This window comes from Delftia sp. JD2 (assembly GCF_001682645.1).
GTDB lineage: Bacteria > Pseudomonadota > Gammaproteobacteria > Burkholderiales > Burkholderiaceae_C > Comamonas > Comamonas acidovorans.
The window spans coordinates 58,098-70,744 of the sequence record NZ_LFJT01000003.1; the positions used below are offsets into that span (position 1 = coordinate 58,098).

The 12,647-nt window shown below is 59.3% G+C and carries 11 protein-coding genes; 5 read left to right on the forward strand and 6 right to left on the reverse strand.

The genetic code is table 11. The features are described from left to right. Positions 1-61: 61 nt before the first annotated feature. From ACM14_RS02470 to ACM14_RS02495, 6 genes are all read right to left on the reverse strand, one after another. The gene (locus tag ACM14_RS02470; protein WP_065345182.1) at positions 62-979 is read right to left on the reverse strand and encodes an ATP-binding protein; all 918 of its coding nucleotides are present in this window, start codon (positions 977-979) and stop codon (positions 62-64) included. Between the two features lie 249 nt (positions 980-1,228). Further along, the gene (locus tag ACM14_RS02475) at positions 1,229-1,576 is read right to left on the reverse strand and encodes a hypothetical protein (protein ID WP_074921878.1); all 348 of its coding nucleotides are present in this window, start codon (positions 1,574-1,576) and stop codon (positions 1,229-1,231) included. Between the two features lie 111 nt (positions 1,577-1,687). Further along, on the reverse strand, positions 1,688-2,905 hold the full coding sequence (locus ACM14_RS02480) for a hypothetical protein (RefSeq protein WP_065345183.1): 1,218 nt from the start codon (positions 2,903-2,905) through the stop codon (positions 1,688-1,690). A gap of 171 nt (positions 2,906-3,076) precedes the next feature. After that, a complete protein-coding gene (locus ACM14_RS02485; RefSeq protein ID WP_065345184.1) occupies positions 3,077-3,970 on the reverse strand; it encodes an SAM-dependent methyltransferase in 894 nt (297 codons plus the stop codon). Between the two features lie 409 nt (positions 3,971-4,379). Next, on the reverse strand, positions 4,380-5,099 hold the full coding sequence (locus ACM14_RS02490) for a hypothetical protein (protein WP_065345185.1): 720 nt from the start codon (positions 5,097-5,099) through the stop codon (positions 4,380-4,382). A gap of 23 nt (positions 5,100-5,122) precedes the next feature. Next, entirely contained in the window at positions 5,123-5,608 is a 486-nt protein-coding gene (locus ACM14_RS02495; protein WP_065345186.1) for a hypothetical protein, read from the reverse strand. 844 nt (positions 5,609-6,452) lie between these two features. Between ACM14_RS02495 and ACM14_RS31245 the strand changes: the two genes are divergently transcribed. From ACM14_RS31245 to ACM14_RS31250, 5 genes are all read left to right on the forward strand, one after another. Beyond that, entirely contained in the window at positions 6,453-6,875 is a 423-nt protein-coding gene (locus tag ACM14_RS31245; RefSeq protein ID WP_139093326.1) for a hypothetical protein, read from the forward strand. Between the two features lie 312 nt (positions 6,876-7,187). Further along, complete coding sequence (locus ACM14_RS02505) at positions 7,188-7,460, forward strand: hypothetical protein (protein WP_254661982.1); 273 nt, start codon at positions 7,188-7,190, stop codon at positions 7,458-7,460. A 451-nt stretch (positions 7,461-7,911) separates the two neighbouring features. Then, positions 7,912-8,115: a hypothetical protein gene (locus ACM14_RS02515; RefSeq protein ID WP_139093327.1), complete on the forward strand. Its 204-nt coding sequence runs from the start codon at positions 7,912-7,914 to the stop codon at positions 8,113-8,115. 294 nt (positions 8,116-8,409) lie between these two features. Beyond that, positions 8,410-11,277: a hypothetical protein gene (locus ACM14_RS02520; RefSeq protein WP_139093328.1), complete on the forward strand. Its 2,868-nt coding sequence runs from the start codon at positions 8,410-8,412 to the stop codon at positions 11,275-11,277. Between the two features lie 103 nt (positions 11,278-11,380). Next, positions 11,381-12,325 carry a hypothetical protein gene (locus ACM14_RS31250; RefSeq protein WP_139093329.1) on the forward strand — a complete coding sequence of 315 codons (945 nt, stop codon included), beginning with the start codon at positions 11,381-11,383 and terminating at the stop codon, positions 12,323-12,325. Positions 12,326-12,647: the final 322 nt, after the last annotated feature.

The window sequence follows — 12,647 nt, forward strand, 5'->3', positions numbered from 1 at the left end:
GCCATGAAAAAGCCCCGGGGCCTTGACCTCGGGGCTTATAAGTCACTTGGGTCGGGGAGTGCTAGTCGCCCCGCGATGAAGTAAACGGCGCCTGCGCCAGGTCAATGGTCTTAAGGCGCATTTCCTCAAGCGACACGACATGCAGGCGTTGCCAGTTCCGCTGAAAGGTGAGCGCAGGGTTTGCGCTGACAATCCGTGCCGTGCTGCGGATACCGTTCAGTGCTTCATCTTCGTTTGCGAACGTGGCCACGACGACGAGGCCCGGGTGCTTTGCCAGCAGTGCGCGCAGCGTCGTCGTGCCCGTCTCCGTCATGCCGACATACCGATAGGAGTCGAGGGGAAGCGTGGCGTGACGTACCCGGCGTGACTTCCCCAGAGCGCTCAGCGTCGTGAGTGGTGGAGGTGCAGGCCTGGGTTCACCAAAGGCGGGGCGTTCATAGAACTCGCGGGCAGGTTCGGACGACTGGTCAAACACCAGCAGTCTGTCGCTTTCCTTGAACCTTATGCGCTGTATGTCGATGAGCGAGGCTTGACCAACGTCCACAATGAAGCCGCCCTTACGGTCCACGACGTGCGCCGCCAGGAGCGTTTTTCCGCTGCCGGGGGGGCCGATGAGGGCCACAACCTCCAGAGTGCCAGGGTGGACACTACTCAAGGCTTCGTCGATGAGCTGGTAAGCCTGGCGCTGCCAGCTCTCGTCAAAGCGAGGAGGGAGGTTGCCTGGAAACCGAGAGCCTCGCTTGATAGCCTCGGACTGCAGTAGCTTCACTGCCTCTTGGTGGTCCCAGCCGCGAATGTCAGGATCAGTGGCGCGCCTGCGCAGGTCGTAGTAGCTGTCACAGCCCAGTAGGCGCGATGCAAGGTCCAGACACTCATCATGTGAGGCATCGGGACGGAGTTGCTTTTTGATGCTGCGCGCGAGGCGCGAGATTTGGACGCGGCCGGCGAAAGCCTCGTCGTTGCGAAAGTGAAAATCCATGTCGTTCTCCAGTTTTCCCGGGCGAAAGCCGTGGACGCATACAACAACCCGGTGATCCAGAGATCGAAAGGGAAGATGAAGTTGGTGCAAAAAACAAGGCCCTGCCTAATCGGCCCCCCGATTGCGTCCGGAGGTGGCGGCAGGGATTCTAGGGGGTACGGCCCAGTCTGACAAGTGATGGACGATGAAAAGAAAAAGCCCCACGCATGCTCAAGAGAGCAAGCGTGGGGCTTTGGTGGGGTGCCGAGATCAGGAGGCGCAGGCCTCTTCTGAACTGGCAGGAGCGGTGAAGCTCTCCAGGATGTCGGGAAGTCGGGAGGTCTCGGACGCACCCGCAATGTCGTCCAAGAAATGATGGCCTTCCACCGAGAGCTGCTCGTCTCGCCAAGGTTCGAATTCGCAGTCGAGCACTGATTTCGCGTGCGCCTCACTGGGCATGGATTCCGCCCAGATGACGTAGGTCGAGCAGCCGGCGCAGTGGGTATGCGTGACTGTGTAAGGCTTGAGTCCGTCAAGCTGCTGAGCTTCCTGCAGCATGGCCAGCGCCTGCCTGCGGAGCTGCAGGGCCTTTGTGGACTTCGGGTCGGTGCATGTCATCGTAATTTCCTTGAGAAATGCGGAAGGCTCCGGCCCAGTGGGCATCAGGTGCCCTCCATGGGTTTCAATACCCCCGTGCCACAAACGGCACGGGAGGCGATGGTTGCGCGACTACTCGCAGTCTTTCAGGGGGTGGATGTACGTCGCCCAACGTTCCCCGGATGGGAGCGCGGATGCGATATCCACCACCTTCGACATGGCGGAGAGATGCTCAATAAAGCTATCCGAGAGGATGGCGCTATGGAGGTACATCAGATCCGCGAGAGTGCACGTGCCATGCACTTCGGCGATGCCCGATAGTGTCTCAACGCTGTTTAGCAGTTCGACCATGAACTGGCCTGCTAGCTCCGCGCAGATCACCGTTTTACAGGCGGCGAGCTCTGCCGCACGTTGCGGCTGTGCATCCGCATTTCCGCTGGGAACGAGGCGGCCATGGACGCCTGAAACCATGCCGGTGGCAAGGGACAACTTGTCGCAGGCGCCCATCATCTCGCGGTCTCCTGTCGCTTGGAAACCCGCGTTGAGGGTCGCCTGAGCTTGCAACAAGTCGATGAGCACACCATTCGCCAGCCGGAGAACGCCCTTGTAAATCGACGCGTTGTAGACAGCTTTGGCGCACAAGTAGTGCTGCACGAGGGCGGCCGGTCTCTCCTCATAGGCCAACTGGCCTGAGCATTCGGAGTGAGCAACCAGATCGTCTCCCGAGGTTTCGGAATCGTCTTCTTCAAGCATGGTGCCGTCTTCCAGGAAGACCGAGATCTCGAAGTCATCGAGGACTGCGATACCCTGGTTCTCATGAAACTCGGTCAGCACCGCCGCAGCAATCGCTGAGGACTCCCGCTTAGTCATAGCCAGAGGAGCGACCGCGCGTGCAAGGCGGAGCTCAATCAGGAAGATGCCGGGAAGACCTTCATCGTCCTCATCAGACGCGTCCCCTTGGACGTCGACGAAGCAGTTGAGCCTGTCTCCATCGACGTGCACGGGCACAATCGGCGCCCGTGTATCTGGATCGATCTGGGCGGCGAGCTCCTTCAGCTGCAGGATGACGACTGCTGCCAGCGTGCCCCAGGTCTGCCCTTTGCTGTCGGTGGCTGTAGCTTCCACTAGGGCCCCTGTCGCAGGGTCGAAGCGCACTGTGAAATTGAGGGTGCAGCGCGGGGGGGGCCCGTCATCCTCCATCTCGGTTTCGACATAGACCTTGCGGGTCCGCTCGTAGCCGGGTGTGGTGTACTCCCAGCCAGAGACATCGGCAACCTCAACTCCGGTGCCGAAGTAGTAGTTCTCGAATGCGCGGTCTGCGGCGGTAGCCTGGTAAACGGTGCTTTCCATTCTCTTTTCTCCTGTGGTCAAAAAGACGGGCACCTACCCTGAGGGCTGGTGCGCCCGTCAGGGGTTATCCCCATCCGTCCGAGGACGGGTGGGGGCTGGGTTGCGATTGCTAGAAACAGGTTCAGTGGGTGCTGGGCCCTTGGCCAACGACGCAATCCACCTAGGGCTCGATTAGCTCGCCAAGGACCAGACGCCTCGCGCCAACGGTGCAAAGGAGGACTGGTTTTGGTTCAGTGTCTGACGTACTTTTGCTTGCCAATGCGAGTTGGCTGCCAGACGCTCAGGAGCGTTCTTGGCCACGACCGCATAGATTTCGGACAGGGTTGCTTTGCCGCCAAGACTCACCAGTACCGTTCGCACCAGTGCCTTCCATGTTGAGGTCAGCCGAGCCGCTTGCTGCTTGGCCATGCTTGCCAGGTCGGAAAGGAACGAGGTGATCACCTCAGGGCGGCGCCAAAGAAGGATGTACTCGTGTGTCAATCTGGGCAGCCTCATGCCGCGATAGGTACGCGTGTCCGACATGACGTTGTGCTGCTGCTTGATCAGCACGGCCGCCAACTCCTGCGATGGCATTCGCGCGATGGCTTCCGCCTGGTAGGAAACATAGGCGCCGTTCTTACGCTTGTCGCCAACAATCGTCCCGTAGTAGCCGCCAGGTTTAGTCGCATCGCGCTGGTTAAGGAGCGCGATGTGAAGCTTCTCGTGGAAGTCTGCTTCGCTGGTGCAGCGGGAAAGATCGTCAGGATGAGGGGAGCCCCACACCTCACCGGAGTAGATCACCATGTCCCCGTAGGGTGGGTGTGAGAGGCAAAGATCAGCATGCTTGCCGACGGCGTCCAGGATGCTGTCCCGGAGTACGTTGTGTCCGCTGTGTAGATCGAGGCCGTAGGCCTCAATGCCCAGTTCCCTTGCAACCTCGATAGAGGTTCCAGAGCCGCACATGGGATCTACGAAGACTGCTGGGCGCAGCTGCTCAAAAATCGTTTTGTAGACGTATCCAGAGCAATTGCCGCGCCACTTGGCATCACCCCAAGGGCCGCGCTGGGGAAAAGAAAGAACACTCATCAAGAACTCCAGTGAAGAAGACCGAGGAGCGAAACCCCTGAGGACTTCGCATCCCCGGTGGGTTTTAGGAAAGCACCAGAAGGTGCGGATTTGCTGGTTGCCAAAGCACGGCCAGCTGCCGTATCAGCCCTGGGCGTTACGCCGAGGGGTTGAATGCTTTCCAAAGCCCCAGGCCTGCTCGGGCGTTGGGGCTTTGGAAAGCCCTCCTGCCCTTGCGGTAAGGAGGGAAGGGGTTCTGGGGCCTCCCAGAAGATGTAGTGGTTGTTCAGCGCCAGCGCCATTTGCGAAGACGCTGACTCTCACTCGGTTCTCCAGGTCTTGCCCAGGCGCCGACCAGCTGTGGAGCTGGGTTGATTGAGCGCTGAAGGCTCGGCCGTGTCTCCTGGCCCGGTGGGGCCAGGGACAAGGCTTAGAGCTGGTGCAGGGCGCCGATCAGGTCAAAGCGCTGCAGCGCATCAAGCAAGCCACGAGGCACGAATGCCCAGACCGTTGTGCGTCCCAGCTCGACGTGTTCGCGATCAGGCACCGCGAACAGCACGCCTGGGTAGGCGATGGCGAGCTTAGGAAAGGCGCTCAGGATCTGGCTGAACTTCTCCTCCTGCAAAGGGAGACTCAAGTACCAGGGATCCTGTGGGTCAACCTTGCCTGTCTCGCTCTCGACTGTGGCGAAGGGAACCTCGAACAGGATGCCCCAAACACCGTCCTTGCGAACGATGGATGAGACGTTCCAGGGCATTTGCGCCTGCAGGCTCCTGAGAAGAGCGGGATCGCTCTGGAGTCTGGGCAATGCAGGGCGCCTTTCAGGGTCCGGTGCATTGAGCAATCCGCAGCGGTTCGTCAGGCGTAGGCTGATCCTCCATTTCGTCCACCCCCGGGCTTCCGACTCACGAACGCGAACTAAGGGATCGAGGAGGTAGTGCACTCCCTCAATGCCGTAGGTCCGTTCCATGTCTTCCGTCCTGGGTTTGACGAACTCCACGCAGCAGTCGCCCAGGCCATGGCCTGTGTCCTGATTGTGGAATTGCCGACCTGTGATGCTTCCTCCGCAGCAACAGCAAACCAAGCCGCGAACGGGCTTCACGATGTCCGGGTGAACTGTGCTGACGCACATGAGCGAATCAATTTCCATGGCGAGTTCCTTTGAATTGGTTCTCATCCAGGGATGTGCTGGGACGATGCCGCGTTGGTAGCGGCGAGCACCTTCTGCGCCAAGTCGTCGCGGCTCATGTTGAACCGGTCTTCAAACTCCCAAAACTGGTCGCCTGTGCGCGCGAAGATGGTGGTTATGTCGCCGCAGGAATGCTCCATGAAGCGGAAGCTCTCGACGCCCAGGTGCGTTTCCCACCGTAGCGGGGGCAAGCACTCGAAGGCTTCTTGGAAGCGTTCTTCGGTGATGAGCCTGGGCTCTGTCACGTAGCTGTCGTCCTGCATTCTGCTGAAGGTGTCCCTCTCGGTAACCAGCAGCTCAGTCTTCATGCGCGAGCTGAGTTCTTCCTTGGTCATCCGGGTGTAGCGACCAATCACGCGGCCATCCTCCAGAGTGACCAGGTCATCCACCAAGCGCGGGTGCCGTTCGCTGGCGCTGGCGGGAACGTATAGCACCTGGTGGGTGGTCTGCAGAGTGATGTTGGTGTCCATGGTCTTTCTCCTATGTGAAAAACCGGGTACACATCGCCCACGCTGGGGATGCGGTCCCCGGTGGGATTGAGATGCCCAAGCCTGGTGGCAGGGGCGGTAGTAGCTGCATTGCCGAAGGCGCGGGCAGCTGCCGCATCGGTCCACTTGCGTTGAAGCGGGTTGCCTTAGTCCGATACTGCCCAGAGGCAGTGATGAAGGGAACTGACTGCCTCTTTGCGCAGAAGCAGCACCAAAGTTCTCAGGTAGCGCGAACCGATCAGGGCTATGACGCCGCCTGCTGAGCGCAGTTTTGATAAGCGGATCCGTTCCATTTCTGCAGCAGCATCATGGAAGGGCTATCGACACTCCTTGCGGCTTCCCGAAGAGCGTCAGCATCATCTGTGGCTCCGATCATCACCCATCCGAAGACGGAGGGGTGCCGGTAGCTCTTGAGACCTCTGGCCGCAAGCGGTAAGGAGGTCATTAGCAGCGCATAGCGGCTGCTGTTCACACTTTTCATAGTGGCCCCAGAAAAAAGCCCGGAACCACCCCCCATGCGGGAAGCTGTCCCGCGCGGGTTTGTTGAACATCCGGCGACGCCGAACGTGAAAATTGCTGGTTTCTACTCCTCAGCTTGGAGAACTACGACAGGCAAATCCTGTGCGAAAGATGCAGGGATTCTAGCGCATGCTCGGCCCCTCCGGAGGGCGGGTAAGAGAGCATGTTTGCCTGACGGGACAATGAAGGACCATGGCAACAATTGAATGATATTGGTAAAGACTTGGTAATTAAGCTACAATTTAAATTGACAATTAATTGATCTTTCATTTGGAACCGTTGCGCAAAACCTAAAGGATCCTTCGACATGCCGACAGCACAGCACGCCGCAAATCGTCATATCCTCAATATCGATGAGCCGATCTCTACCGATACGCAGGCGCCAACGATCAACCCAACTCCTGCGCAACAAATCCTTGCTCACTACCCCAAAGGAAGTTGGGTTGCTCAGTTCGATTGCGGCGCCGAGCGGCCCGTCATCGCCCAGGTTCGCGATGCCTACGCTGACCCAGTGGCTGCCGGGGCCGCGCCTCTGCTGGACCTGGTGATCTTCAATCGAAATGGAACGCGGATTGGACGGCAATCCCCTGGCATGGGTGGACCCCGCAGCTTTGAGCCGGCCTGTTCCTCCCAGCGGTGGGAGCGCATACAGCGGCCGGACTTCTCCCGGATGAGCGAAGAGCGGCATCACTGGGGTCACCATCTTGTTAAGGTTAACCCTGGTGCCTGACATAACAACGGATACCCTCTTCAAGGACCGTGTACCGGAGGCTGCCGCGCGCCAATTGGCCACGGTACTAGCTTGGCTCACCGAATGCCAGCTAGCTACGCTGCAAGACCTGCGCCAAGTTAAATCCACACCGAAGAGCAAGCTGGCCCGCCAGCAGCAAATCTGCGACCGGGCAGTAACCCAATGCCGCGACCTCGGAGTGGAGCCTCGGGGTCTGCGTGGCGAACGATGCCTGCGCCTCACAGAGGAGCTGTCGAAGCTCCGGGCCGAGACCTATATCCACCACCTCAGGAGTTGACGATGAGTGCCGACATGAGCAAGGACATATTCGCCGAGACCCAATACGGCAAGTTGGCGCTGGAGAAGCTGGCGCCGGTGCCCGAAAACTTCCGGCTTTTCGAGGCGGGTTGGCTGGGCAAGCGGCCCGAGGATTGGCGCGTGATGTGCGTCAAGGGAGCGGAGTTCAGGGTGGCAAAGACAGGCCCGCGCAAAGGCACACTGAGCATCATGGTGAAGGGCACGGAGCGAAGCGTCTGTCTCACCAGGGAAGAGATCGCCGCTGCAGGCGCGGACAATACCGTATGACCAGTTCCACTATCCGCCTCAACCATCGGCGAGCAGCCTCCGCCTTTATGGATGCCCTGGACGGGCCTTTCCGGCGTCAGCAGCTGGCTCAGGCCATCTACCCGCACACGACTCCCCGGTCGCGCGACCGTGCCGACCAGATTGCTCAGTCGCTCATGGTCGAGATGGCCAAGTCGGGCGCCATCCAGCGCCACGCTCACCTCCACTGGGTCAAGGTGGCCACGAAGAGGATCTTGCGAAGCGGGCGGGAAGTGCCCGAGTTGCAGGGTCCGGTTCCCCCGCTTTCACTGGACACCCGTTGCCCGCAGAAGTGGGCTGCAGTTGACATGGAGACCGGGGAAGTCTTGGTGGGAACAGCGCAAGGGTGGCGGCGTGCGACACGCGCCCAACAGGCCGAAGTCGCTGCCTGCATGGGTACAGCTTGAGGAGGGAAGTCAAAATGATCTGCACCATGCCCGAATGGGCCAAGGACGTGAAGCTAGGCGACTACCTTACTGTTCAGGGGGAGTACCTGTCTCGCGGTGGAGAACAGGGGCAGGTGGTGCTGGTTAACGAGGAGGGCGCGGGCATCGACTTCTTTTGCGATGTGAATGGGAATCCCAAGGGGCTACCCAGCATTGAGTTTTGGGAGTGGGGCGAGATCATCCCGGTGTGATGAATGCGGTGCGTTCGTACCGCTCGATGGTGGGGGCGACCCTGTGCTCCATCAAATATGATTTGCTGATTTGGCTGGATATAGCTTTCGCCCCGATTCGCGCTGCGGCTCGTAGCGCATGGGTTCTGTTTCGTTGAGTGCCGTTCTTAGCGATAGCCCAGCGCCAGTACCTCATTGGGCCTTCCGATGACCAGCTTGCAGATGCGCGCGTGCCAGCAGCTCCGGTAGAAGCGTTATTGCAAACTTCTGTAACCGTGATCAATATGACCTCCTCAACCACCAGGAGGAGTCAGCATGTCCATTCGGATCGCGGAAGATCGAGTCATATACGACGACGACAATACTCTTGAAATTTGCGCCACTGACATACGGGCGTCGGAAATCAATCCACGCATCGGCGGGCGTAAGCGGGTTGTCGTGCACGCGGACTCACTGCGCTTGGATTCACCAATCATTGCTCCAGGCGCTGCCGTCACGCTCATTGCGCGAAAGGCCTTTGGCGGGTCGCAGGCCACCGTAAATGTGTCCGGCATTGACGGGGTAGACGCGCCGCAGGTTCGGCCTCCTACGCCGATTGATGCCGCTGCTCCGCCACAGGATGGCAAGGACGGAGGGAGCGGTGGGCATGCGGGCAGTATTGAAGTTCTCTTCAAGGATCTGGATGGGCCTTTGGCGCTCATCGCGGTAGGCGGGCGGGGGGGATTGGCGCAACCTGGAGCGAACGGTGCGAATGGGAAGAGGGGCTATCCGGACAATGCCGAGGGCAAGCCCGGTGGGCCTGGCGGTGATGCAGGGCCGCCTGGCCATGCTGGTCGGCCTGGCACAGCCGGAAACGGCGGGCTCATCCGGACCTTTGTGGACAGCGGATCCGAACAGCTGAGTTTTTCGTTCGTGGGCGGTGCGGCGGCACCTGCTGCTATGCATGGGAGTCCAGGCACACCCGGTGAGGGAGGGGTGGGGGGCAAGCGGTGGAAGTGCTATCCGCAGGATCGGGGCCCAAAAATCACGGTTCCACTGCAATTTAGAGGCAGGGACTGTTTTCCTGACGGGAAGCACCCCGACGGTCAGCGCGGCAGACCTGCCTCGCCAATCTCCGACGCTGCGGCCGAGGGAAGCGCAGGGCAGAACGGCTCAGCGGCGCCAGGGGATGTCTTCCGCCATGGCCTCTCCATCCCACTGCGGGGCGTCAAGCTGCTGGGCATCGACGCCGACCTTCAGCACTTGCGCGGCAACGAGGAGGAGGCCGCAGCCATTGCGGCCTGGTTGTTTGCCATATCCAACTCGGCGGGCGACGGCCAGATGCAGGAGATCCGGCTGCGGCTCTCGGCGACACTGGCGCGGATATCTGCCGGCATGCCGCCTGTAGGCATCCAGGGCGTCTATTGCTCGCTCCGCCCGATCGACTTCCACATAAACAACCTGCGCGGCATGCTGGAAAGCCGTGCGCGCGCTCGCTTCTACGTCGCCGAGCTGCGCGATGAGCACGTTCAGGTTGAGACCGTCCGCCTTGCCGCTCAAAAGGTGATCAGTAATGCATTGGAGGTGGCAACCCTCGGCAAGGCGCGTCTGGGGGAGGTTAATGCGAGGCTGCAAGACGTTTCAAAGCAATTGGATGCGATTGCAACCACTTACTGGGAGGTGTGGCAGCAGGTTCAGAAGGCGGATGAGCAATTCAAGGATGCAGTGGCACGGAAGAACCCGTGTGCGAGCTTCCTGAACACCGTCATCGCAGTTTCCATGGTGGTGGTGACTGTCGCGTCAGGCGGGGCCACTGCTGCCTCCATCGTTGCCGGTGGCGCCGAGGCCTTCCAGTGGCTCAGCAAGGACGCTCAGACCAAGAAGGAGTACGGAGCGATCATCGACTCGTCGAACAAGTTCAAGACGCGCCTGGAGGGCTATGCAAAGGACGCTAAGGGTGTCGCCACGGCGGCTGAGAAGCTGAAGGAGTTCCTTGGTGGGGACGAATTGGAACCACCATCTGACCAGGTCCGCATCAGCATGTCCCGGGAGGACTTCAACCGAATGATCGAGCCCTACAAAGGTATGGCCGAGGCAGAACGGCTGCGCGGGCTCATGGACAAGTTCTTCTCCATGACTGAGACGCGCAATAGCCTCCTCATCGAAAACACGCAACTGATCGTGGAGCTCGCCACCATCCGGGCTGCGATTGCGACTGCCCAGCGCCAGCGTGATGATTTCGAGAGGGCTGATGGGAGCGCGCTTCTCACGCAGATCGGCGACGTGTACGAGGCCGCTCTATGGGCAGACCTGGAGTTCGGCAAGCGCCATCTCGTGGCACTTGCCGAGGCAAATTCCGCGTTCGAGTACGAGTGGATTGCTCCCCGATTCGTGGACCTTTCAAGCACACGGGGCGAACACATCGAGAAGGAGTACGACCGCATGCTTGGGGATCGACGGCTGATCCCCGTCGATAGCAGGCTCGCGTCGGTGTGCGAGTTCCGCATCAGTGGGAACAGCCACAAGGAGGTGTTCGATCAGTTGAAAGGCGACAAGGCCTATGTATCCCTGATGCCAGGTCACGTCGCTGGCGCTCAGAGGAGCCGATGGGACGAACGCTCGACCTCGCTGGGAATCCAGCTGGTCTTTGACAGCGGTTACCTGACCCACAAGGTGGTGGAGACGCCTGCAATGCTGACAAGCATGGGCGTCTCTTGGTTCAAATCGGAGGCTGGGCAGATGTTCTCCTTGAAGGTTCCCAAGCGCAGCGCCGTGAGCACCGCGCGCACAGTTCTGAACATGGATCTCGTCCAAGAGGAGCGCAACTTCATGGATGCCCGGACCGACATCGTGGAAGTCTCGCCTTTCGGCGTCTGGGCGCTACAGCTCCCGGGGATCTCGGAGCACCTTCAGCACCTGCAGGAAATCCGATTCGTCTTTGTGGGTACGGCACGGCACTCTCCTGACATGCGGGTGGCAATTCGTCGCTACGGGGATGCGCTGCTTGAGAACCACATCAGCGCGGCGCAGACGGCGAAAGTCAAGGCTGGAACTGGCAGCACAGCGCCCCTCCCGTTGCTTCCGTTCGACGTGGATGCAGAGGAGGCGTTCTACGCAAGTCCCGCAGGCCTCAGAGTACGAGAGGCGGTGAAGATGCGACTCGTGGAGGATGCCGTTTTCAGCGCGCAGGCTCCGGCAGCTTGAGGCTGGGGGAATTTCCGCGAAAAAGCTCAAACGCTGCGAGCTTTTCGCAGTATTTTGGAGAGGCGGAGTCTGTATTCTAGGTGCCTCATTTTGAGGAACCGTTGTGAGTGATAAAAGACTCTATCTCGATGAAGCCACTGGCGAAGTGAGTGCATTACCCGTTGAGGCTGGAAAACTCAGAGCCTTAATTGAGCTCTCTAGCGAAACCCGATCGTTTGCGAACGATTCGTTTAGTACGGCAGAGCACGAGTGGTTGTTTTCCAAAATAAAGAGCGGGTTCCGTGATGGCCTTCTAGTTTACGAGTTGGGGATAGCACAGTTTACGATTCGCAAGAAACTTGGGATTGAATCCTTTGTAGCCGCCGCGACCCATGGGTCGTTACAGAAGTATTTCGACTGGGTGAAAATGATGTCCGGCTCAGATCTGTCAGATTGGAGGCCTGTAGTTGTCACGTTGTATGAGTGCTGGGAACCAGCTATAGACTACCCTAGTGATCCGGAATTCACGCCGATTGATAGACGAGTGTGGTACTACAAACATGTTAGCGACGCTGCCTCCTGTCGCGAGGTGGATGTATTCGCACTGCGACATCGCTCTTGGCGCTGTCTTAAGAAAGGGGAGGCGCGCAAATTCTATTGCTCTAGATTTAGTAGCTTGGAAAGAGCGCTCTGGTACCGTGATAATCCAGGTGTGCGTCCAAAGCCGACCATAATCGGAGGTCGATCAGAAAGAGGGTTCTATATAACCGGAAAGACCAAGCGCGCTGCCGAAAGAGAGATTTTGACTTGGCCATCGTCGGACCTTGGTGTCACAATTAGTAGGGCAAGGAAGCTCCTTGATCGAGGTGTTAAAGATTTGGTAATTTGCGAGTTTGGTATCGGATTCGTGTTTAATGAACGGATGGAAGCCATTTGGAAGATTGTGCTGGAACTAGATGTGGAGGGTAACCAAAATTTAACGCTCCTTGGCCTGTGGGACATACTTGCAGGTCTTTTTCCGGCAGGGGCCGTCATCAAAAACAGTAATCTGCGTATTTGGCAGAGGTGACCGCTATTGCTGGGTCAGGCGGTACCTTTGTTCCTTGGTAGGTCTCGCGAGCGCGTCTCAGGCAGCGCGCGCCATAGAGCGCAAGGTGTGGGACTTGATCAACGACGGGCGGCAGGTAGTGGAGGCGTTCGGCTATCGGGCCAAGGCAGCTGCCGTCGAGCGCGCATGGCGTGAACGGGAGAAGGATTTCGAGGAGATGAAGAGGGCCGTCGCAGCGGGAAGCGCAGAGACCCTTGTGGACTGGTGTGGGTCTCTCCTCGCCCTCACTCTGCGATCAGCCTCGCTTGACAACTCTCTGGATCGAATGGCGTCACGGTGGGGC

Excerpts from the sequence above, each read along its gene's own strand:
- ACM14_RS02470 (WP_065345182.1), bottom strand. The coding sequence starts at position 979 with ATGGATTTTCACTTTCGCAACGACGAGGCTTTCGCCGGCCGCGTCCAA.
- ACM14_RS02475 (WP_074921878.1), bottom strand. The coding sequence starts at position 1,576 with ATGACATGCACCGACCCGAAGTCCACAAAGGCCCTGCAGCTCCGCAGG.
- ACM14_RS02480 (WP_065345183.1), bottom strand. The coding sequence starts at position 2,905 with ATGGAAAGCACCGTTTACCAGGCTACCGCCGCAGACCGCGCATTCGAG.
- ACM14_RS02485 (WP_065345184.1), bottom strand. The coding sequence starts at position 3,970 with ATGAGTGTTCTTTCTTTTCCCCAGCGCGGCCCTTGGGGTGATGCCAAG.
- ACM14_RS02490 (WP_065345185.1), bottom strand. The coding sequence starts at position 5,099 with ATGGAAATTGATTCGCTCATGTGCGTCAGCACAGTTCACCCGGACATC.
- ACM14_RS02495 (WP_065345186.1), bottom strand. The coding sequence starts at position 5,608 with ATGGACACCAACATCACTCTGCAGACCACCCACCAGGTGCTATACGTT.
- ACM14_RS31245 (WP_139093326.1), top strand. The coding sequence starts at position 6,453 with ATGCCGACAGCACAGCACGCCGCAAATCGTCATATCCTCAATATCGAT.
- ACM14_RS02505 (WP_254661982.1), top strand. The coding sequence starts at position 7,188 with ATGAGCAAGGACATATTCGCCGAGACCCAATACGGCAAGTTGGCGCTG.
- ACM14_RS02515 (WP_139093327.1), top strand. The coding sequence starts at position 7,912 with ATGCCCGAATGGGCCAAGGACGTGAAGCTAGGCGACTACCTTACTGTT.
- ACM14_RS02520 (WP_139093328.1), top strand. The coding sequence starts at position 8,410 with ATGTCCATTCGGATCGCGGAAGATCGAGTCATATACGACGACGACAAT.